At 55.7% G+C, this 22,597-nt stretch carries 13 protein-coding genes and 1 pseudogene; 6 read left to right on the top strand and 8 right to left on the bottom strand.

Features of this window, described 5'->3' with window-relative positions:
• Positions 1-250 precede the first annotated feature (250 nt).
• Positions 251-3,934 (bottom strand): vitamin B12-dependent ribonucleotide reductase, encoded by a 3,684-nt coding sequence (locus tag ACO6TI_RS22215; RefSeq protein ID WP_422383394.1) that lies wholly within the window; start codon positions 3,932-3,934, stop codon positions 251-253.
• Between the two features lie 636 nt (positions 3,935-4,570).
• Here ACO6TI_RS22215 and ACO6TI_RS22210 point away from each other — a divergent pair.
• Complete coding sequence (locus tag ACO6TI_RS22210) at positions 4,571-5,278, top strand: response regulator (protein WP_173937374.1); 708 nt, start codon at positions 4,571-4,573, stop codon at positions 5,276-5,278.
• A gap of 200 nt (positions 5,279-5,478) precedes the next feature.
• On the top strand, positions 5,479-5,865 hold the full coding sequence (locus ACO6TI_RS22205; protein WP_196918165.1) for an NADH:ubiquinone oxidoreductase subunit NDUFA12: 387 nt from the start codon (positions 5,479-5,481) through the stop codon (positions 5,863-5,865).
• A gap of 87 nt (positions 5,866-5,952) precedes the next feature.
• Here ACO6TI_RS22205 and ACO6TI_RS22200 read toward each other — a convergent pair whose 3' ends face one another.
• From ACO6TI_RS22200 to ACO6TI_RS22175, 6 genes are all read right to left on the bottom strand, one after another.
• Positions 5,953-7,014 (bottom strand): hypothetical protein, encoded by a 1,062-nt coding sequence (locus ACO6TI_RS22200; RefSeq protein WP_197000654.1) that lies wholly within the window; start codon positions 7,012-7,014, stop codon positions 5,953-5,955.
• Between the two features lie 164 nt (positions 7,015-7,178).
• On the bottom strand, positions 7,179-7,859 hold the full coding sequence (aat, locus tag ACO6TI_RS22195; RefSeq protein ID WP_104704006.1) for a leucyl/phenylalanyl-tRNA--protein transferase: 681 nt from the start codon (positions 7,857-7,859) through the stop codon (positions 7,179-7,181).
• Positions 7,860-7,909: 50 nt separating this feature from the next.
• Entirely contained in the window at positions 7,910-9,256 is a 1,347-nt protein-coding gene (gene accC, locus ACO6TI_RS22190; RefSeq protein ID WP_055121138.1) for an acetyl-CoA carboxylase biotin carboxylase subunit, read from the bottom strand.
• 15 nt (positions 9,257-9,271) lie between these two features.
• Entirely contained in the window at positions 9,272-9,751 is a 480-nt protein-coding gene (gene accB, locus ACO6TI_RS22185; RefSeq protein ID WP_196895246.1) for an acetyl-CoA carboxylase biotin carboxyl carrier protein, read from the bottom strand.
• 304 nt (positions 9,752-10,055) lie between these two features.
• Positions 10,056-10,844, bottom strand: coding sequence for a DsbA family protein (locus ACO6TI_RS22180; RefSeq protein WP_196879997.1), 789 nt, complete (start codon positions 10,842-10,844; stop codon positions 10,056-10,058).
• Between the two features lie 59 nt (positions 10,845-10,903).
• On the bottom strand, positions 10,904-12,331 hold the full coding sequence (locus ACO6TI_RS22175; RefSeq protein ID WP_281931919.1) for a M48 family metalloprotease: 1,428 nt from the start codon (positions 12,329-12,331) through the stop codon (positions 10,904-10,906).
• Between the two features lie 222 nt (positions 12,332-12,553).
• On the opposite strand from ACO6TI_RS22175, the gene ACO6TI_RS22170 reads away from it, so the two are divergent.
• The gene (locus tag ACO6TI_RS22170) at positions 12,554-13,720 is read left to right on the top strand and encodes a pyridoxal phosphate-dependent aminotransferase (protein ID WP_422383393.1); all 1,167 of its coding nucleotides are present in this window, start codon (positions 12,554-12,556) and stop codon (positions 13,718-13,720) included.
• A 97-nt stretch (positions 13,721-13,817) separates the two neighbouring features.
• On the opposite strand, the pseudogene ACO6TI_RS22165 reads toward ACO6TI_RS22170, so the two are convergent.
• A pseudogene (locus tag ACO6TI_RS22165) lies at positions 13,818-16,674 on the bottom strand (Rne/Rng family ribonuclease).
• Between the two features lie 674 nt (positions 16,675-17,348).
• Here ACO6TI_RS22165 and ACO6TI_RS22160 point away from each other — a divergent pair.
• From ACO6TI_RS22160 to prfB, 3 genes are all read left to right on the top strand, one after another.
• Positions 17,349-18,641: an N-acetylmuramoyl-L-alanine amidase gene (locus tag ACO6TI_RS22160; RefSeq protein ID WP_321207112.1), complete on the top strand. Its 1,293-nt coding sequence runs from the start codon at positions 17,349-17,351 to the stop codon at positions 18,639-18,641.
• A 187-nt stretch (positions 18,642-18,828) separates the two neighbouring features.
• Positions 18,829-21,273, top strand: a complete 2,445-nt coding sequence (locus ACO6TI_RS22155; RefSeq protein ID WP_173937382.1) for a penicillin-binding protein 1A — start codon at positions 18,829-18,831, stop codon at positions 21,271-21,273.
• 153 nt (positions 21,274-21,426) lie between these two features.
• Positions 21,427-22,558 (top strand): peptide chain release factor 2 gene (prfB, locus tag ACO6TI_RS22150; protein ID WP_196880000.1). Its coding sequence is split into 2 segments (ribosomal slippage): positions 21,427-21,495 and positions 21,497-22,558, totalling 1,131 coding nucleotides; the frame shifts between segments, so codons are not numbered across the junction.
• Positions 22,559-22,597 lie beyond the last annotated feature (39 nt).

Raw genomic sequence — 22,597 nt, 5'->3', positions numbered from 1 at the left:
ATGCCATTTCAGGCGCACAAATGCCGAATTGAGGAGCACTGGTGGCGACACGTCATCGGCCAGAGCCTCTCAAGTGGCAATTCAAACTTCGTCACATCGGCTTCAAGCAGCTGCTTTCGGCGAAACTCTACAGTTCATATCTGAAAACGAAAACCCGCCCGATCGTTTCCGATGGGCGGGTCTTGTCTGGGCGCCGGGAGCCGCGCTATGGCCGGTGGTTGCCGGCCTTGGCGCACTCCCGACTGAACCGTCAGCTGCAGCCGCTTGTCGAGCCGCAGGTGTCGCACTTCAGGCAGGTACCATTGCGGACCATGGTGAAGTTGCCGCATTCGGCGCAACTTTCGCCCTCGTAGCCCTTCATGCGCGCCTGGGCGATCTGCTGGGCCGCTGAGGAGACCTGCGGAGCAGGGGTCGTGCTGATTTCAACAGCTGCGACGCCTTCAGAGCCCCGTGCAAAGGCCGTTGCAACAGCGGAGACCTGTGCGGCGGGTGTATTGGCGGTCTGGACCGAGATGGCCTCGGTGGTTTCGCCTGCAGGTTCACCCACGCTGGACACCAGCCGGAAGCGTTCGGTTTGTCCGCGGACAAGACCGTGCGAGACAATCTGGCCGCTTTGACCGCGATCGTCGCCGGAAGACGCGTTGTCTCCAGAGGTGCCGAAAATCTCCGGCGGGACATGGGCGAGGTCGTGACGCCCAAGGTAGGACACTGCAAGTTCCCGGAACACGTAGTCGAGGATCGACGTTGCGTTCTTGATCGCATCATTGCCCTGAACCATGCCAGCCGGTTCGAACTTGGTGAAGGTGAACGCATCGACATACTCTTCCAGCGGCACACCGTATTGCAGGCCGAGCGAGACGGAGATGGCGAAGTTGTTGATGAAGGCACGCAGTGCCGAGCCTTCCTTGTTCATGTCGAGGAAGATCTCGCCGAGGCGACCGTCATGGTATTCGCCCGTGCGCAGGAACACGGTATGGCCGCCGATCTTGGCCTTCTGGGTGTAGCCCTTGCGGCGCGCCGGCAGTTTTTCCTGTTCGCGGACAACACGTTCAACGATCCGTTCGACGATGCGTTCTGCCACAACTTCAGCCTTCGCCGCCAACGGCTTGGCTGCAAGTTCTTCAGCAACCTCATCCTGATCTTCGTCGTCGTCGGCCAGGAGTTGGGAATTGAGAGGCTGGGACAGTTTGGAGCCGTCACGATAAAGCGCATTTGCCTTGAGGGCCAGCTTCCAGGAAAGCATGTAGGCTTCCTTGCAGTCCTCAACCGTTGCATCGTTCGGCATGTTGATCGTCTTGGAGATCGCGCCGGAAATGAAAGGCTGAGCCGCTGCCATCATGCGAATGTGGCTTTCGACCGACAGGAAGCGCTTGCCGATACGGCCGCACGGATTGGCACAATCGAAGATCGGGTAGTGCTCTTCCTTGAGGAAGGGGGCACCTTCCAGGGTCATCGCGCCGCAAACATGCGTGTTGGCCGCTTCGATCTCGCTCTTTGAATAGCCGAGGAAGGACAGAAGATCGAATTCCTGGTCTTCCAGCTGCTCGTCGGAGACGCCAAGTGCCTTCATCTGTTCATCGCCGAGGGTCCAGCGGTTGAAAACGAACTTGATGTCGAAGGCCGACTTCATGCCGTCTTTCAATTTGCCGAGACTTTCCTCGGAAAACCCTTTGGTCGTCAGGCTCGCCGGATTGATTCCGGGGGCCTGGTCAATGGTTCCGTGACCGACCGCATAGGCTTCAATTTCGCCGATTTCGCTTTCTGAATATCCAAGTGCGCGAAGGGCCTCGGGAACAGCACGGTTGATGATCTTGAAATATCCGCCGCCGGCCAGTTTCTTGAACTTGACAAGAGCAAAGTCCGGCTCAATGCCCGTGGTGTCGCAGTCCATGACAAGCCCGATTGTGCCTGTTGGCGCAATCACGGTTGACTGGGCGTTGCGGAAGCCGTTCTTTTCGCCGAGTTCAAGAGCCCGGTCCCAGGCCTTCCTTGCCCGCTCCACCATCACCTGGTCCGGGCAGGACGCATGATCGAGAGCAACGGGATTCGTGTTGAGACCTTCGTATCCACTTTCTTCGCCATGAGCGGCGCGGCGGTGGTTGCGAATGACCCTGAGCATGTGCTTGGCGTTTTTCTTGTAGCCGGGGAAAGACCCCAGTTCGCCGGCCATCTCCGCGGACGTTTCGTAGGCAACACCGGTCATGACGGCGGTCAGTGCTCCGCAAATCGCGCGGCCTTCGGCCGAGTCGTAAGGAATACCGGAAGTCATCAGCAAGCCGCCGATATTGGCATAGCCGAGACCCAGCGTGCGGAACTTGTAGGACAGCTCCGCGATTTCCTTGGAAGGGAACTGCGCCATCAGGACCGAGATCTCGAGCACGACCGTCCACAGACGTACCGCGTGCTCGTAGCTGTCGATGTCGAAAGAGCGATCTTCCTTGCGAAACTGCATCAGGTTCAGGGAGGCAAGATTGCAGGCCGTGTCATCGAGGAACATGTATTCCGAGCACGGGTTCGACGCACGGATCTCGCCATCAGCAAGGCAGGTATGCCAGTCGTTGATGGTCGTGTGGTACTGCAGGCCAGGATCGGCTGAGGCCCAGGCCGCGTAGCCGATCTGCTCCCAGAGTTCCTTTGCCTTCACGGTTTTCAGGGTTTTACCCGTGCGGCGCGCAGTCAGGTCCCATTCGCTGTCCTGGATGACGGCAGAGAGAAAACCGTCGGTCACACGTACGGAGTTGTTGGAATTCTGTCCGGCGACCGTCAGATAGGCTTCGGAATCCCAGTCCGTGTTGTAGGTCGGGAATTCGATCTTGGTAAAGCCCTGTCTGGCGAACTGAATGACGCGCTGGATATAGTTTTCCGGCACCATCATTTTTTTCGCGGCACGGATTTCACGCTTCAGGGCCGGGTTCTTGGCCGGATCAAAGCAGTCACCGTTATCCGCCTCGCAATTCACGCAGGCGCGCATTATGGCAGACAGGTGCTTCTGGCAGATCCTGGAGCCGGTGACGAGCGCCGCCACTTTCTGCTCTTCCTTGACCTTCCAGTTGACGTATTCCTCGATATCGGGGTGATCGACATCCACGACGACCATCTTTGCCGCACGGCGGGTCGTCCCACCGGACTTGATCGCACCGGCTGCACGGTCGCCGATCTTCAGGAAGCTCATCAGACCCGAAGACTTGCCGCCACCGGAGAGCCTTTCGCCTTCGGAGCGGACATGGGAGAAGTTTGAGCCGGTGCCGGAACCGTATTTGAAGAGGCGCGCTTCGCGGACCCAAAGGTCCATGATACCGCCTTCATTTACGAGATCATCCTGCACGGATTGGATAAAGCAGGCATGCGGCTGAGGATGCTCGTAGGCGGTTTTCGACTTGGTCAGCTTGCCGGTCTGAAAGTCGACATAAAAGTGCCCCTGGCTCGGACCGTCGATGCCATATGCCCAGTGCAGACCGGTATTGAACCATTGCGGTGAATTCGGTGCCACCTTTTGAGTCGCCAGCATGTAGCGCAATTCGTCATAAAACGCCTGCGCATCTGCTTCCTGGTCGAAATAGCCGCCCTTCCAGCCCCAATAGGTCCAGGTGCCGGCGAGGCGATCAAAAACCTGACGGCCATCGATTTCAGAGCCGTAGCGTTGATCTTCCGGCAGGTCGTCCATTGCGCTGTCATCAGCTTCACGGCGCCACAGCCAGGACGGGACGGTGTTTTCTTCGACCGGTTTCAGTCTGGCAGGCACACCTGCCTTGCGGAAATATTTCTGAGCCAGAATGTCCGAGGCAACCTGGGAGAACTGGGCTGGAACCTGGATGTCCTCCAGACGGAAGACGATCGATCCGTCCGGATTGCGAATCTCGCTCGTCGCAGTCCGAAATTCAATGCCGGCGTAGGGCGATTGCCCTTCCTTGGTATAGCGCCGCTCAATCCGCATTCTCTAAGTCCCCTTGTGTCCCCGACCGGTTCGGCCCGAACCGGTGTATTCCGCTTCTCACCCGGAAAGACGATGTCGTCAGTCCCATCGCCGGGCGTCACCCTTTCGCCTACTGGCGCCGTCTGTATGTAGCGTTTCTTTCATCGTGATGCACTATATATAGTGTTCATCAACAGGTTTGTCACGATGTGCGCCTTGTATTCGGCGCGCAGAAACTCCTCTCCCGGTTTACCTGTAAAACGCGGAAGCTGTACGCTGATACTTTAGTGTTTTGGATGACCGGAGCGCCCGGAAAGGCTCCCGACTACGCACATCGCAATGATAGGAAAGGTAATGTAAATGAATTCTTAAGGTCAAGGCGTGAGTGACAACAGCTTGTGCCAACATTGTGGGCAAACGCAAAATATTGTGTGCCTGTGTGGATTGCGGGGAGTGGAGCGGGGACAGCAGGAACGCTTGATAATTTGCGCTTGCATTCCCATTGCAGAAGTGCCGGACCCATGCCCGAACTTCGCTGTGGATGACGATCATCCCGCTTTTATGAAAATTTGACGAAAATGGAGGTCGGTGGTTTCAACCCGGTTTAAGCCAGGTCTGATTAAGTGCGGAAACGAGAGGGAAAGGGATCCGCATTACATGAAGCATCACGCCGCCTTTGGCCTTGCGATGGAAGATATCGACGCGGTCGTCGTGGAAGACAGCAAGCCAATGCAGACGATCATCCGATCGATTCTTCTCAGCTTCAAGGTAGCGCGGGTGCGGGTGTTTGATTCGGTCGAAGAGGCTCTTGAAGCGAGCCTCGCTGAGCCACCGAACGTGATTCTGACCGATTGGCGGATGGAACCGACATCCGGATACCAGTTTTTGCGACTCGTCCGGCACCGTCACATGGAACCCCTTTGCTATGTGCCGATTCTCTTCATCACGGCACACGGTACACGACCCCTGGTCGACAAGGCCCTGCGTGCAGGCGCACACCATGTACTCGTCAAGCCGCTTTCGCCGTCAACCTTGTACAAGCGACTCAGATGGCTGTTGACTGACGACCGGCCGATGATCCTTGAGCATTCCGGCTTCTACAACATCAATGGCATCCAGAAATCCATGGATGAGCAGGCGGAAAAAATGCAAACGCTGGCCGGTGCACGCATTCAACACAAGAAAGCGATACAAAAACGCGCTGAGGTTGAGGAGGTTGTCGAAGAGGAATTTGACAGGCAAGAGAAAAAGGAGCCCGTGTTTGCAGGGGTGAAGAAAGGTGGTGTGAAGAAGCAGCAGTCCGCCGCTGCCAAACACATCCGTAATGCGGAATATGTAAAATCCAAAGACCTGAAGCTGCACTGACCAGCAGGGCATATCCCGGAAAATCCAATCCGGCAGCCTCGTTTGCAGATCGTCGTGCGGATTAGGTCGATTTCTCCGACCCTGCGGCAGCCCGGCACTGGACAGACGCTACTCTTGACGCCATAGTCCGCCAAAATCCGGCCGTGGGCATTGCCCGTCCGGGCTCAAGTCATATGCTATCAAGGGACCTTTCAAGGGCCATGAAAAACCTGCTGCTTGAAGTCTTTACCTGGTGGAACAGCCAGACCATGGGAACCCGCTTCTTCACCTGGCGCAAAGGTGAATTTGTCGGCGAGGATACAGCCGGCAACAAGTATTACAAGGAACGTGGCGGCAAGAAACGATGGGTGATCTACAACGGCCTCGCAGAAGCCTCGGCAATTCCTCCGGGTTGGCATGGCTGGATGCACCACAGGGTCGATACCCCTCCTTCAGACGAGACCTACCATCCGAAACACTGGCAGAAGCCGCATGAGGTCAACCACACCGGATCACCGGCGGCCTACCGCCCACACGGTTCGATTCTGACACCGGAAAAACGTCCCGAAGTGACTGGTGACTACGATGCGTGGACACCGGGCGGCTGAGTGACCGATATTGCAAGTACAGGCGAGCCCCGCTTTCGCGGGGCTTTTTTTGTGTGATCGTGTACAGCATCAAAGACTGGTCGACTTTCAAGCCGACTTGCTTCTGGCTTTGGCCTTTGCCGGTGTTTCGTGGGCACCGAACAGGGTGCTTGCCGACGAGATGATCCGGTTCAGGATCAGGATGACCAGCGAGGTGCTGTAACCCAGCACGAAGGGCATGATCAGCAGCATGGACTGATTGGTGAACGCAACTTCCGACTTTGTCGGAACGGTTGTCTTGTTGAGAGCCGCGGCGCTGAGGCTTTTTACAAACGCAAGAAACTCGTGAAAACCAAATGGAAGCGTGAAAAAAAGTGCAAACAGCGCACCAAGCACAATCCTTTGCACAATGAGACGGGAGTCGGAGATATCGAACGTGATATCACTTGTCACAGCGATTGCGTTGAATCCTATGAATGCCGCAGAGCCAATTGCCCCCAGAGACATGAGCCAGAGCAGAAAAAACAGGACCATGAGCGCGCCGTCGAGGCCTTTGCTGAGGAGCGTGACTTCCGCCATGAAAACCGACAGGATCATTGATCCGATCGAAACAACAACCAGCCAGACCGCAAGTCTGGGCAGAAAGTTAGGCATCTGGGAAGCCAGGTAACTCTTCCTGTCGGCGTCGCTCAAGTGTGCAAACAGGACCTGTGTTTTCTCCTCGAGTGCTTCCCATTCGCCTTGATCGGGCGCACGGCCCTTTTGACCGGGGCCAGCAGCCTTGAGACGGTTCAGCCGTCCGAGCTTGAAATTTTCCGGAAGGGATGTTGCTTCGCGGATCAGAAATGAATGCAAGCTGGTGAGGGTATTCAGATCCTCATTGAATTTTTCGTCCTTGATCATGTTTTGAGGATCACTGGGCGGATCGGCGTCGGCGAACATGAGCGTCGCCATGTCCTTGATCTTCCCGGTTGCTTGCTTGAAATCCGAACGAAAACCTGTCGACTCGTTTGTTGCAGACGCGTCGGTCAACTCACCGGTCTCTTGTCCGGCAATGTTTTTCTCGGTCGAAGGTTGATGCCCCTGCCTGGGTTGACCGCTCACGCGGGTGTCCAGTTTGGTTTTGTCCGCCGCCTTGCTGTCGGCGGCGTCCTTGATGTCCCCAGCCATGTTGTTTCCCTAAAACAAGGATTACGTTGGGGAATTCTATCAATAATCGTTTTTTTAGCAAATACAACCAAGTAAGCTCGCAGGAGTTGCGCGGAGACCAATCTCAAATGTCAGCAATAGCGGTTGTCTGCGGAAGGCACGAATTCAGCCTGGATGACAAACAGTTATTCGGAATGCCAGGAGTCCAGAACTGTCAATACCTCCTGGCCAGTTGCCTGGGGCGATAACGCGTAATAGTCGGTTTCGAGCTTGAGAGCCTCGGCCAGCAGACTGTTGTAGTCGGCCTGCGAGACCTCCTGTGTGCCGAACCTGGTCAGATGATCGGTCACAAACTGGGTGTCCAGCAGGGAGTAACCGCCGACGATCAGTCGGGCGACGAGATGTGCAAGACACACCTTTGACGCATCGGTCCGGAAGGTAAACATGCTTTCGCCGAAGAAGGCACCGTTCAGGCTGACACCGTAAAGTCCACCCACAAGTTCGCCGTGCTGCCAGGCTTCGACCGTGTGGCAATGCCCCATCTCGAACAGCTCTCCGTAGAGCCGTCGGATTTCCCGGTTTATCCAGGTTTTCTGACGACCCGGCATCGGTTCCGCACAACCGTCAATAATGCCCTGGAAATCAGTGCTGACCCGAATTTCGAAGACATCATTTCGTATCGTGCGTCTCAATCGCCGTGGCATATGAAAATCGGCAAGCGGCAGAATTCCGCGGTGCTCAGGCTCCAGCCAGAACAAGCCCGGATCATCTGCGGATTCAGCCATGGGGAACAGGCCGCAGGCATAGGCTTTGAGAAGCACCTGCGGTGTTATTTCCATTACAATATCGTCTTTGTAACCAGCCATGAGGCCTCGCTTTCCGGGTGGAAGGGACTGTCCCCTTCGCCAGAACCCGGTCAGTTCGACTTGTCAGCCAGGTATTTTTCCAGCCAGTGGATGTCGTACTGACCGTTCGCTATATCCTGATTGTCCACCAAATCGCGGAAAAGCGGAATAGTCGACTTGATTTCGTCAACCACAAATTCGTCAAGACATCGGCGCAAGCGCATCATGCATTCCACACGATTGCGGCCATGAACGATCAGCTTGCCGATCAGACTGTCATAATAGGGTGGAATCTTGTAGCCCTGATAGACGCCTGAATCGACCCGCACACCAAGACCTCCTGGCGGATGATAGTAGGTTATCGTTCCAGGTGATGGAGCGAAAGTCACGGGATCTTCCGCGTTGATGCGGCATTCGATAGCATGGCCGTCGAATTTAATGTCTTCCTGGGTCATGTCCAGATCACCGCCTGCGGCGATGCGGATCTGCTCGTTGACGAGATCGATGCCTGTGATCATTTCGGTGACCGGATGCTCGACCTGAAGACGGGTGTTCATTTCAATGAAATAGAATTCGCCGTTCTCGTAAAGAAACTCAACGGTACCGACGCCCCGATATTTCAGCTCGCGCATCGCATCGGCGACAATCTGACCTATCTTGTGACGCTGTTCTGCGTTGAGACTGGGCGAGGGGGCTTCTTCAAGGACCTTCTGGTGGCGGCGCTGCAAGGAGCAATCACGTTCGCCGAGATGGACGGCATTTCCCTTGCCGTCACCCAGAACCTGGATTTCGATGTGGCGGGGTTTGCCGAGGTACTTTTCCATGTAAAGAGCATCGTCGCCGAACGATGCCTTGGCTTCAGAGCGGGCGGTGGACAGCGCCGTATCCAGTTCAGCCTCGCTCTTGGCAACCTTCATGCCGCGTCCGCCGCCACCGGCCGCAGCCTTCACAAGCACCGGATAGCCGATTTGCCTGGCAATCGCATGGGCATCGTCGTCGGCAGTGACTTCGCCGTCAGATCCCGGAACCACCGGGATGCCGAGATCCCTGGCAGTCTGCTTGGCCTGGATCTTGTCTCCCATGACGCGAATATGTTCAGCGGTCGGGCCAATGAACTCGATATTGTGTGCTTCCAGTATTTCCGCAAAGCGGGCATTTTCGGACAAAAAGCCATAGCCCGGATGGACGGCATCGGCACCGGTTATCTCACACGCGGCGAGCAGTTGCGGAATGTTGAGATAACTGTCGCGGGCAGCGGGTGGTCCGATACAAACGCTTTCATCTGCCAAGCGCACATGCATGGCATCGGCGTCCGCCGTCGAATGTACGGCAACCGTTGGAATGCCGAGCTCTTTACACGCGCGCAGAATGCGCAGAGCGATTTCACCCCGATTGGCGATAAGAATTTTGGAGAACATGGCCCTGGCGGCTCCTTATTCGACGACTATGAGCGGTTCGCCGAATTCCACCGGCTGGGCATCGTCGACAAGGATCTGTTTGACAGTGCCCGTTTTGGTGGAAGGAATATTGTTCATGGTTTTCATGGCTTCAATGATCAAAATCGTCTGGCCCTCGGTGACCTGGTCACCAACCTGAATGAAAGCTGCAGTGCCAGGTTCAGGCGAAAGATAAGCAGTGCCAACCATAGGCGAAGTGACGGTCAGTCCCGACTGTGTCGGCTTTTCCGCGACGGGATCCACCGGCGTTGCCACAGGTGCGGAAGCGACAGGGGCCGCCGAAGCGATGGCTGCCGACGCGGGAACGTTGACCGGTGCATTTATCGATACCTGGCGGGCAACACGGATGCGTGTATCGCCCTGTTCCAGTTCGATCTCGGAAAGGTTCGTTTCGTCAAGCAGAACTGCGAGATCCCGGATCAGGGCCGTGTCGAACTTCTTGTTATCATTACGCATCATATCGTTTGGCTCTCGTACTCGCTCCACAAAAAGCGGGGAAATCTGATTGACTGATACCGGATGCCCCTCTTCGGCGACGTCCTTCCGGCAGTTTCCGGGTTTTACGAGGAATTCTCCAAGCAAAATCCGGTTCAATCCGCACTTTTTGTTCCGCCAAAATGTGGCGGTAACAGATCATTGGCCCGCATTCGGCCGAATGCGGGCCAAGCTTCTTATAGGGATTCAATTGTGTCAGGAAAACCCCTGATTTCCCATTGATAACGCCGGGATGCGGTTTCCAACAGCCTTGCGTGTTTGTTGCTCAGCAGGTTGCCTCGCCGCAATTCTTCAAGGCACTCAGTTTGGCGGTCAGCTGGTCATATCCCACCGCGCCCATCACGACTTCGTTTCCAACGACGTAGGATGGTGTTCCTGTCAGTCCGAGACGGTTTGCCAACGCGTAGACTTCCTCGATGGTCTGGCCCGCCTCATCGGTTGCCATGGCAGCCTGGAGATCGGCTTCGGAAACACCTGCTCCTGTCGCAGCAGCCATCGCGCTCGACAGGTTGGCCTGGCCACGGCTCAGAAGCAGAGCTTCGTGAAAATCACCGTATTTATCCGGCGCGACCGAGTTTACGGCGACCGCCACCTGTGCGGCTTCGATCGAGCCCTGACCAAGCACCGGAAATTCCTTCAGGACGACTTTGAGATCAGGATTTTCATCAATCAGCCTGACCATGTCGCCATAGGCGCGCTTGCAGTAGCCACAGTTATAGTCGAAAAATTCCACGATTGTGACAGACCCTTCCGGATTCCCGAGGACCACCTGACGGGTGGAATTGAAAAGGACGTCGGCACTATCGCTGAGCACCTGCAGACGGGCGGCTTCTTCGGCTTCCTGTTCGCGGCGCTGAAGCTCGTTGAGAGCCTCGGCTATGATCTCCGGGTTTTCGAGCAGGTAATCACGCACGATCTTTTCAACGTCGCCGCGATTGAGGTCCTGCGCCGCCACGGTTCCCGCCATCAAGGACAGGATCAGTGCCGCTGCAGAAAGTATGCGCAGAACCACTGGGGGACACAGTCGCTGCGAAAGTGTGAAAAGTTGGGCCATTGAAAACTCCTTTGGTGGTCGGAATGTCCAGTCTCCACCACCATGCGTGATTTTCGGTATCACCGGCGATTCGGCAGATCCGGTGGTTTGTACGCTACAATGTCGTCTGCTTGAACCCATGCCGGCGATCCACGCTTCAAACTTTTTTGAGCACGCGCCGCATAGCGTTTCGCTGCGTCGAAGTCGCCGCGCACCATCAAACCTTTCGCCGTTGCCAGATCTGCTTCGGCTCGCTCGCCTTGCCGGCCATGGGCTATGGCAAGCTGGCCATAGGCAACGCCGGAATTTGAATCCCGTTGAATGGCTTTTTTCAGCACGCGTTCTGCTTCCGGCAGATAGGCCGGATTGTTTGCGCCAACCAGAGCATAACCGAGCCAAACGAGGAACTGCGGTTCGTTCGGTTTGAAAGACAAGGCCTTGCGGAACGGCGCAATCGCCCGCTTCGGGTCTCCGCCTTCCAGCAGCGCCTGACCCTTCAGTTCGTAATAGTACGGGTTGTTGGGTTGCGTCCGGATCAGGGCATCGATTTCCTTTACGGCACCTTTGCCGCGGCTTTTCATTGCCGCAATTGCCCTCGCGTATTGTGCAGCAGGGCTCTTGTCACTTCGAGGGAAGGCGCGCAATGTCGCCGAAGGATGACTGGAAAAGGCAAAAAGCTTGGCGCGCACCTGATCGTGCCGGTATTGGAGTACATAGTCTTCCGGTTGATTGAAGTACTTGGATTTCTGCGCCTGGTTCAAAAGACCGTTGTACCGTTCCTGGGCCATTGGATGGCTTTGTGCATAAGGGTCTGCATATTGACGGGAAAACAACTGTTGTTCGGACATGCGCTGGAAGGTCTTCAGCATGCCCCGCGGACTTTGCCCGGTTGCATTGAGATATTTAAGAGCTGCCCGGTCAGCCGCGGCTTCTTCGCCACGCTGGTAGGAAAGCAATGATCTTTTGCCGACTGATGTTGCTCCCAAAGCAGCAGCAGCGCCGCCGGACGCGGCCTGGCCTGAACCCGAAGCAGCGCCCGCTGCGGCTGCGCCTGCACCCAACAGCATGCCGATAACCGCTATGATCTGGGCATTTGCAGCAGCGGCACGCAAGCGAACCAGATGTCGCCCGGCTATGTGACCGGTTTCGTGGGCAATGACACCGATCACTTCACTTGGCGCCTCGGCTTCCATAAGGACACCGATGTTAATGAACATGCGGCGTGAATCGGGAACGAAGGCGTTGAAGCTTTTGTTGTTGACCAGAATGATTTCCGGCTCCGAATGTGCAATGCCCGCAGCCTTGAAGATCGGTTTCGCATAGTCTTTCAACAGAGCTTCCGTCTCTGCGTCGCGAACAATGGGAATCTTGCCCCGCTGAGCATTTGCGGGAACTACGACCATCGGCAACACAATTGCCAAGGAACACACAATAGCCACTGCCTTGCGCAGGAGACGCAAAAGCGACTGCTTTGGAAAAAAGGCAGAAGCGGGCGAGGAAAGCAGCAAGTCGTAACTCCTGTCCGGTACCGGGAAGATTAAACAATTCAAGGTGAGGCGAAAGTATGGACGTGTTCGGTTCGGGTCAAGAATTCCTGCATGACATTTCGGAAAGGTTTGGTCGTCTCATGCTCATATGCCACGGCTTTGATTCCGGGATGCATTGCAAGCGTGCGGAAAATCCGCAATACGGTCAGCAGGACAGGAATAGGCCGGAAGTACAGCATCTCCATGACCAATGAAGCATTTCAACCATCTCGGCGCAGCGACGTTGCTCCCTTTATAGCCATGGATGTTCTCGCGGAAGCTGCAAAGCTTGAAGCCGGGGGACGATCGATCATCCACATGGAAGTTGGTCAACCATCCGCTCCAGCCCCCAGGCTGGCACTTGAGGCGGCACGAAAGGCACTGGAGCATGGTCGTCTCGGTTATACGGCAGCTGCGGGCATTCAGCCGCTCCGTCATGCGCTCGCCGAGCACTACAAAACAGAATATGGGGTTGAGGTGCCTTCGGACCGCATCATGGTGACGACCGGCTCCTCTGCCGGGTTCAACCTTGCTTTTCTCGCCGCATTCGACCCTGGAGACAGAATAGCGCTGACGGCACCCGGATATCCGGCCTACCGCAATATTCTGCGATCGCTGGGTCTGGTTCCAGTTGAGATAGAAGTGAGTGAGGAAACGCGGTGGTGCCTGACGCCGGAACACATTGAGCAAGCCCTCAAGGACGGGCCCGTACGAGGGATACTGGTGGCAAGTCCGGCCAATCCAACCGGGACCATGATGAGCTCCGATGCGCTGACCGAATTGATCAGGTTTGCCGAAGCGGAAAAGATCTGGTTCATTTCAGACGAGATTTATCATGGGCTTGATTATTCCGGAGACCAGAAGTCAGCCCTTGAAATTTCGGATAATGCGATAATCATTAACAGCTTTTCCAAGTACTACTGCATGACTGGCTGGCGCATAGGCTGGATGGTTTTACCAGATCAACTTGTGCGTCCGGCAGAGCGCCTTGCCCAGAACCTTTATATCTCCGCACCGGAGATGTCTCAGCTTGCGGCAACCGCAGCACTGGGCTCTGTTCAGGAACTTGAAGCAGTCAAGGCCGGGTACGTCGCCAATCGAGAGCTGTTGCTTGAAGGGCTGCCTGCAATCGGTTTCGATCAGTTACTCCCTGTTGATGGCGCCTTTTACATTTATGCGGATATCAGCCGTCTCAGTGACGACAGCCTCCGGTTTGCAAGACAAATGCTGCATGACGCAGGTGTCGCAGCAACTCCGGGCGTCGATTTCGACCCCGTGCACGGCCATAAATTCCTGCGGTTCTCATTTGCCGGCGCGCATGAAAACATGAAGGAGGCTCTTGTCCGCATGTCGGATTTCTTGTCTCGCTGAAAAATTGAATTTCGGACCAGTAGTTCAAATGGTTCTTCTCGTTCGGAACACAAAAAAGGCGGCCATCGGCCGCCTTTTTCCTATTCACCGGGCATGATCAGAAAAACGATCGGCCACGTTGCCACCAACCGACCCGCTTCGGCTTGCCTTCCTGATCTTCATCAGAAGTTTCGCTGGTGACAACCGGCTCAGCAGGCGCTGAAGGTTTGGTATCGGCCGTCTCCTCGGTCGTTTCGTTCGGGACAGGCTGTTCGGATGTCGGGGTTTCGACAACAATGTTCTCGGGCGCGGTTTCCGCTGTAGCCGATGTTTCGACTTCAGGTGCATCAGATCCATTGTTATCGCGGGATTCGGCGACAGCTGCCTGAACGTCCGGTACCTCATCAGCCTCGGCGGAAGCTTCAACTGAAGCGTCTGTTTCTTCCGAACCAGCAGATGTTTCTGTACCCGTCTCCGGTGTTACCGAGGTCTCGGGAACTGCGGCATTGGCTTCGCCTGTTTCAGTCTCAACAGGGTCGGTTGCTTCCGTCGTATCGGTTCCGCTTTCAGCATCGGCCGATTGCTGGACATCTCCGTCGGACATGTCGTCGCCCTGGAGTTCCGTACCTTCTCCATTGCGTCGACCACGCCGTCCGCCGCGACGGCCACGACGGAGCTTCGTCGCTATCTGCATCCTCCGAACTGGATGCTACCTGACGTTCATCATTGCTTTCGTCGCCATTGTCGGACCCGCCTTTCCGGCGTTTCCGGCGTCGCTTGCGGCGGCGGTCTCCACCGTCCTCGTCTTGCGCCTGTTCTTCGACATCAGGTTGCTCGGTGTCTTCGTCGATTATTTCGACCGTGTCCGGTTGCACCATCGGTGGGGGTGCCGGAATGCGGTCCCGATCAACGGGTGCACCACGTTCAAGCACATACAGCTGACCATTCACCATGTCGTCGGCATTTACTTCTATCTCAACGGCAAAACGGGTTTCCAGATCGAACAAGTTCGAGCGTTTCTGGTTGAGAATATAAAGCGCGACCTGTGTCGTTGTACGTATGATCAGGTTGTGTGTCGCACCCTTGAGAAGATTGTCTTCAATGGACCTCAAAACATGAAGTGCGACCGATTCGACGGAACGGATCATGCCGGTGCCCTGACAATGCGGGCAAGGCGTTGTCGAGCTCTCCAGAACACCTGTGCGGATACGCTGGCGCGACATTTCCAAAAGGCCAAAATGGGAAATCCGTCCAACCTGAATGCGCGCACGGTCGTTTTTCAGGCAGTCTTTCAGCTTTCGCTCAACCGAGCGGTTGTTTTTCGACTCTTCCATATCGATGAAGTCGATAACAACCAGACCTGCCAGATCCCGCAAACGAAGCTGGCGGGTAACTTCTTCAGCAGCCTCGAGGTTCGTCTGAAGCGCCGTATCCTCGATGTTATGTTCGCGCGTCGATTTGCCGGAGTTCACATCGATCGACACCAGTGCTTCCGTCTGGTTGATTACGATGTAGCCACCGGATTTCAGTGTAACCTGAGGCGAGAACATCGCATCGAGCTGTGGTTCGACGCCATTGCGGATAAACAGAGGTGAGGGATCGCGGTATGGCTGAACATTCTTGGCATGGCTCGGCATGAGCATGCGCATGAAGTCCTTGGCTTCGCGATAGCCTTCGTCACCTGAAACCAGGACTTCGTTTATGTCCTTGTTGTAAAGGTCCCTTATGGATCTTTTGACAAGGCTGCCTTCCTCGTAAACAAGACTTGGGGCACTTGATTTGAGTGTAAGCTCCCGGACATTTTCCCAAAGCCGCATCAGGTATTCGAAATCGCGTTTGATTTCTGCTTTCGTCCGGCTGGCACCTGCCGTTCGCAGGATTACACCCATGCCTTCCGGCACATCGAGTTCGGAGGCAATTTTCTTAAGGCGCTTGCGGTCTGTCGGTTGTGTGATTTTCCGCGAAATTCCGCCACCACGCGCGGTGTTCGGCATCAGCACGGAGTAACGACCCGCGAGCGACAGGTAAGTGGTTAGAGCAGCACCCTTGTTCCCGCGCTCTTCCTTGACGACCTGAACGAGAATGATCTGGCGGCGCTTGATAACTTCCTGAATCTTGTACTGCTTGCGAAGCGGAACAGTACGTTCCGGAACTTCTTCCATCGCGTCTTCGGCACCAACGGATTCAACGGCGTCATCGTCGTTTTCAATCTCGTCGTCGTCGTCTCGATTGCGCCGCCTGCGACGGCTACGTGCTCTTACAGGGGCCTCTTCGTCATCGCTCGAAGCGTCGGAGGATGCATTCTCATCGACTTCGGAATTTGAATCGTCTGCAGTAGACGCTTCCGGGTCTTCGTCACTCGGTTGATTTTCGGAGGACCTGGCTGAAATTTCTTCTACGGCTGTTTCGTCATTATCCGAGGAAGTTTCAGTTTCTGCTCCGGCTGCATTTTCATCGCCGTCGCTCGTGATGTCTTCAGCATTGGTCGGGTCTTCGGCAACACCGTCTTCAGCACCTGCCGATTGGGTGTTGTCCTGATCAGCTGCGCCATCGGCGTTGTCGGAGTCATCATCAGCAGCGGTTTCCACTTTTTCGCTGGCAACAGTTTCCGATGACTCGTTTTTCGCTGCCCGCGAGCGGCGGCGGCGCTTTGGCTTTTCTTCAGCTTCCTGATCTTCACCCTGGCGCTCTGCTGCTTCTGCAGCCAGCAGCGCTTCCCGATCGGCGACCGGGATCTGATAGTAATCGGGATGAATTTCGCTGAAAGCCAGGAAACCGTGGCGGTTTCCGCCATATTCAACGAAAGCTGCCTGTAGCGAGGGTTCGACCCGTGTTACTTTCGCCAGATAAATGTTACCGCGAAGCTGTTTCCTGTTCGCCGCTTCGAAATCGAATTCTTCAACACGATTGCCACGTACGACGACGACCCGGGTCTCTTCCGGGTGGCCCGCGTCGATCAGCATTTTGTTTGCCATTATTGAACGTCTCCACGGCAGCGTTGCTGGGCGCGTTTCGTAAACGCGCATCGCCCGAAAGGAGAAGGGCTGCCGTAATTGTTTTGCTAAGATTGGGAAGGGCGTCTGCGCCCTGCGCGGTCGTCAGACCAACAAAAGCGGCCGCTGAAGCGGAGCCTTGCCTTGTGTTGGTCACTGTGTTCATCGCGCGGGTCCTTCGGGGCAACGCAGGCCCTTAAGTTAAGTCGTTGTACCTTTGCCGGAGAGCAGGGAGGGGAATGCCGCTTCGTCTGCTATCGCCGGTTCCGGAAAGATTCGTCTTTGTTTTCCGCCAGTTATCTCGCTCTGAACCTTGCCGCAAAGGCAGGTTTCAATCTGGCGAGACATCGCGGTCTCAAAGATTTGCCGCTACCTTCTCTTCAGCAACAAGGCACCTCTCGAAACGGCAGAACGGCCTCTGTTCCGTCGCTTGAAGGCCTTGGATTGCGATGACGTTGTGGATAGATACCCCGTTGCGTCATCCGGGAAGGTATCGGTTTTGAACCGAAATCCGTAAGGTACTTTTACGATCCGCTGACTGGCTTTGCAAGCAATGTGAAATGCATATGCCATTTTCCTTCGCACACATATAGCGTATGAGGGGAGCTGCGGGGCCTCAGCGTTGGCAGATGATGAGCGACATGGCCGGAGAAATTGTGAAAAAAATCGGGACAAAACCTAAGGTGGCCGGTGTTGCAGCCACTTTCGGCAGGGCCGTCACATTGGCCATTGCCCTGATAACACTGTTTTTTTTCAACATTCCCGGATCCGGTCTCATATCGGGTGCCGAAGCGGCAATGCCCGAGGTGATCGGGGCTCGCGTCGCCGGCGATGAAAGCCGAACCCGATTCGTACTTGATATGGATACACAGGTGACCCCGTCCATATCCGGGCTCGCCAAACCCTATCGGCTCATTCTCGATCTGCCCGAAGTGAAGTTTTCCTTGCCCGATGATACGGGAATGTCCGGCAGAGGGATGGTTGAAGACTGGCGGTACGGTCTGTTCGCAGCGGGAAAATCCCGCATCGTTATGGATCTGTCAGGACCCGTTCGCGTCGACAAGACGTTCTTCCTGCCCGCTGTCGATGATCAACCGGCGCGCCTGGTTGTGGACCTTGTTCGATCGACACCGGAGCAATTTGACGCCTTCATACAGGAAACTCGCGGTGCCGGACCGGCAAAGGACAAGAACTCAGCGCCGAAAACCGACCGAATGAAAGCGAAGAAGGCGAGGGAAAAGCCTCTCATTGTGCTGGATCCGGGTCATGGTGGCATCGACAATGGCGCGACTGGTGTCGGTGGTACCCTCGAAAAGGCAATCGTGCTGGATTTTGCAAGTCTTTTGAAGAGCAAGCTCGAGGAAACAGGCCTCTATGAGGTCCGGTTGACCCGAGAGGACGATACCTTTGTTTCTCTGTCACGGCGCGTGGAAATCGGCCACGAACTTGAAGCCGACCTGTTTATTTCCATTCACGCCGATTCGGTGCGTCGCGGCAGAAAATTCGCCCGTGGTGCAACCGTCTACACGCTGTCAGACAAGGCTTCCGACCAGCTTTCGGAGGAACTTGCGGAAGTGGAAAACATGTCGGATGTCATAGCGGGTGTTGAACTGGATGACGAACCAACCGATGTGACGGACATTTTGCTTGATCTGGCGCGCAGGGAAACAAGGTCCTTTTCGAGCTACTTTGCCAAGACGCTTGTGAGCGAGCTCAAGAGCGCAGTCCGGCTCATCAACAATCCGCATCGTTCAGCGGGTTTTCGGGTTTTGAAAGCGCACGATGTGCCTTCTGTTCTGGTCGAACTCGGTTATCTGTCCAATGAGCATGACGAGAAGCTTCTGGTAACCGAGGAGTGGCGGGAACGCATGGCAAATGCCATGAACGAGGCGATTCACGGGTTTTTCCGCCCAAGACTTGCGCGGCAACAGGAATTACCGTCCCAGTGAAAAGGCTGAATTGTCACGTAAATTGAGCGTCTTGTGTGCCGATTGCCTCAGCATCGCCATATTGGTGCACGAGGTAACAATCAGGACATTGTGAAAACAGGTGCCTGAAGGTGCCGTATGAATGTTTCCGTGCTAGAACGCGATATGCAGCAATGACGGGGAAAGACGAGCCCGCACTATGAAGTTTTTGGTGAAATTTTTCGGTTACCTTTTCGGAATTGGGGCCGCGCTCGCACTGCTGGTTGCAGCAGGCGTGTGGATGTATCTGCAACATCTTGATGAAGACTTGCCGGATTACACGACCCTGAAGAATTACGAGCCGCCCGTGATGACCCGCGTACATGCGGCAGACGGCAGTCTCATGGCCGAATACGCAACCGAACGGCGCATGTTCCTGCCGATCCAGGCCATGCCAGACCTCGTGAAACAAGCCTTCATCTCTGCGGAAGACAAGAATTTTTACTCTCACATCGGGGTCGACCCTGAAGGGATCGCACGCGCGGCCGTTCGATTTGTACAAAATTACGGATCCGGCCGGCGACCGGAAGGCGCCTCGACCATAACGCAGCAGGTCGCAAAGAATTTTCTGCTTACCAATGATCTTTCCATCGTTCGCAAGATCAAGGAAGCAATACTCGCCCTGCGTATCGAGCAGGCTTACACGAAAGACGAAATTCTCGAGCTTTATCTCAACGAGAACTTTTTCGGCTTGGGGGCCTACGGAATTGCGGCAGCAGCACTGATCTACTACGATAAATCGGTGCATGAACTGGAGCTGGACGAAGTTGCCTACATGGCTGCGCTTCTCAAAGCTCCCAACAACTACCATCCTTTCCGACACACAGATCGTGCGATTTCACGTCGAAACTATGTCCTCGACCGCATGGTTGCCGACGGCTATGTGAGTTTCGAGGAAGGCGAGGAGGCGAAAAAGAAGCCGATTGTCGTAAAGCCGCGGCAAACTGGTTCACGGCTGTTCGCCGCAGAATACTTCACCGAAGAGGTTCGCAGGGAAGTTGCGGAAATCTTCGGGACCAAGCGGCTCTATGAGGGCGGCTTGTCGGTTCGGTCAACCCTCGATCCGGAACTGCAGAACATGGCGCGCAAATCGCTGATGGACGGATTGATCAATTTCGACCGCCAACGCGGCAGCTGGAATGGTCCCGTCGATCGGTTGACGATCGGTGCCGATTGGGGTGTCGATCTCGCAAAGGTCGAAGCACTTAGCGACATTCCCGAATGGACGCTGGCAGTGGTTCTCGAAAGCGGCAGCGACCAGGCAACAGTGGGCGTTCAGCCGGAAACGCTCGTCAGCGGCAAACTTTCGGACGAGCGAAAGAGCGGCCCCCTGTTTCTCGACGCCATGAAGTGGGCACGTGTCAACGGTCGTGCGCCAAGCGCTGTCTCGGATGTGCTGGCACCAGGCGATGTGGTTTATGTCCAGGAAAGTCAGGTCGCTCCGGGGACGTTTGAACTGAGACAGATCCCCAAGGTCTCCGGCGCCCTGGTCGCAATGGATCCCTACACGGGACGTGTTCTGGCCCTCGTCGGTGGATTCAGCTTTGCTCAGAGCGAATTCAACAGGGCGACGCAAGCTTACCGGCAACCGGGATCGTCCTTCAAACCATTCCTCTATGCCGCAGCACTGGACAATGGATATACACCGTCTTCGGTCATCATGGATGCGCCGCTTGAGATAAGCCAGGGACCCGGTCTGGGAACGTGGCGGCCGCAAAACTATGGCGGCAAGTTCTATGGACCGTCGACGTTGCGAACGGGCATCGAGCGGTCGAGAAACGTGATGACCGTCCGGTTGGCACAGGACATGGGCATGCCATTGGTCGCCGAGTACTCGAAGCGGTTCGGTATCTATGACAATATGCTTCCTGTCCTGTCCATGTCGCTCGGCGCGGGAGAAACAACGGTTCTTCGCTTGACGACGGCCTATGCGACCATCGCCAATGGCGGGCGGAAAGTTCGCCCTACGCTGATTGACCGCATTCAGGACAGGTACGGGCGTACAATCTACAAGCATGACAGTCGTATCTGCGACGGATGTACCGAAAACGTCTGGGAAGGGCAGCAGGAACCGACGCTGATTGATGATCGAGAACAGGTTCTCGATCCCATGACGGCGTATCAGATCACCTCGATGATGGAAGGTGTGGTCCAGCGTGGTACTGCAACTTCCGTGCGGGCGGTCGAAAGACCAGTGGCCGGCAAGACCGGGACGACGAATGACGAGAAAGACGCGTGGTTCATGGGTTTCACACCGGATATTGCGGTCGGTGTTTTTGTTGGTTATGACAATCCCAAGCCTATGGGACGCGGAGCAACCGGAGGGCAGGTTGCAGCACCGATCTTTACAGACTTTGTGAAGAAAGCGCTGGTCGACAAGCCTCCGGTCGAATTTCGCGTTCCTCGCGGTCTTCAGCTGATCCCGATCAACCGTCAGACCGGGTTGCGTACCGCAGCCGGGACACCTGGAGCAATTCTGGAATCGTTCAAACCCGGTATGGCACCGCCGGACAGTTATTCGGTAATCGGTTTTCAGGACACCATGGGTGTACCGACTGCCGTTTCACCCGCAGCGCAGCAAGCGGTGACTGTGGGTACCGGCGGCCTTTACTGATTTTCTTCGAGCCAGCGGAACATCATCTGCAGCTGACCTGCTTTCGATAGCCGGTTTACAGTGACCGGCTCCGCGGCTAATGTCCCGCTCCAATTCTCGGCCCGGTGCTCCTGACGGAAGCCGGGCCGTTTCACTAAAACAGAGAGGTATCCGATGCGCGCCGAAACGGAAGCGATCGTAGATGAAATCAAGCAGGCCATAAGCCTGCTGAGGAGGCATCTTTGACTGGGATCAGGCTCTTGTCCGTCTGGAAGAACTGAACGCTCTTTCTGAGGATCCGGAACTGTGGAATGACGCCGCCAAGGCGCAGAAGCTGATGCAGGAACGGCAAAACCTCGACGACGGCATCAATGGTGTCAAGCAGCTTGAACAGGACCTCTCCGACAATGTCGAGTTGATTGAACTTGGCGAGATGGAAGACGATTCTTCGGTGATACAAGACGCGGAGGACGCGCTTCGAGAGCTGAAGGAAAAGGTCGACAAGCTTCAGCTGAATTCATTGCTTTCCGGTGAAGCGGACAGCAACGACACCTATATTGAGATCCACTCGGGTGCTGGCGGGACTGAAAGCCAGGACTGGGCTTCCATGCTTTTGCGGATGTATCGCAGGTGGGCCGAAAAACGTGGCTACAAAGTCGAGGTCCTGGAGCACCAGGACGGAGAAGAAGCCGGTATCAAATCGGCAACGCTTCTGGTCAAGGGCGAAAACGCCTATGGCTGGCTGAAATCGGAGTCCGGTGTTCACCGTCTGGTACGAATTTCCCCCTATGACAGCAACGCGCGGCGTCATACCAGCTTTTCCAGTGCCCGGGTTTATCCGGTGATTGACGATTCCATCGAGATCGATATCAACGAAAGCGATTGCCGGATCGACACTTACCGGGCATCTGGTGCTGGTGGGCAGCATGTCAATACGACCGACTCGGCTGTTCGCATAACGCACCAGCCAACCGGGATAGTGGTCCAGTGCCAGTCTCAACGGTCGCAACACAAAAACCGCGCAACTGCCTGGGACATGTTGAAAGCGCGGCTCTATGAGGCTGAGCTAAAACGACGTGAACAGGAAGCGAACGCAGAAGCTGCGTCGATGACCGACATCGGTTGGGGGCACCAGATCAGATCTTATGTTCTGCAGCCCTATCAGCTGGTCAAGGACAACCGAACCGGTGTTGAAAGCACATCACCTGGCGACGTCCTCGATGGCGATCTTGACAAGTTCATGGAGGCGTCTCTGGCGCAACGGATCTCTGATGGAGATACGGCCGACACGGGCGGCAGCGACTGACAGGTCGTGTGGCAAATCAATCCAATGTCAACGGGGCCT

The sequence above is a fragment of the Roseibium album genome, assembly GCF_965233825.1.
Lineage (GTDB): Bacteria > Pseudomonadota > Alphaproteobacteria > Rhizobiales > Stappiaceae > Roseibium > Roseibium album.
This window is presented reverse-complemented; position numbering and strand designations above follow the sequence as displayed.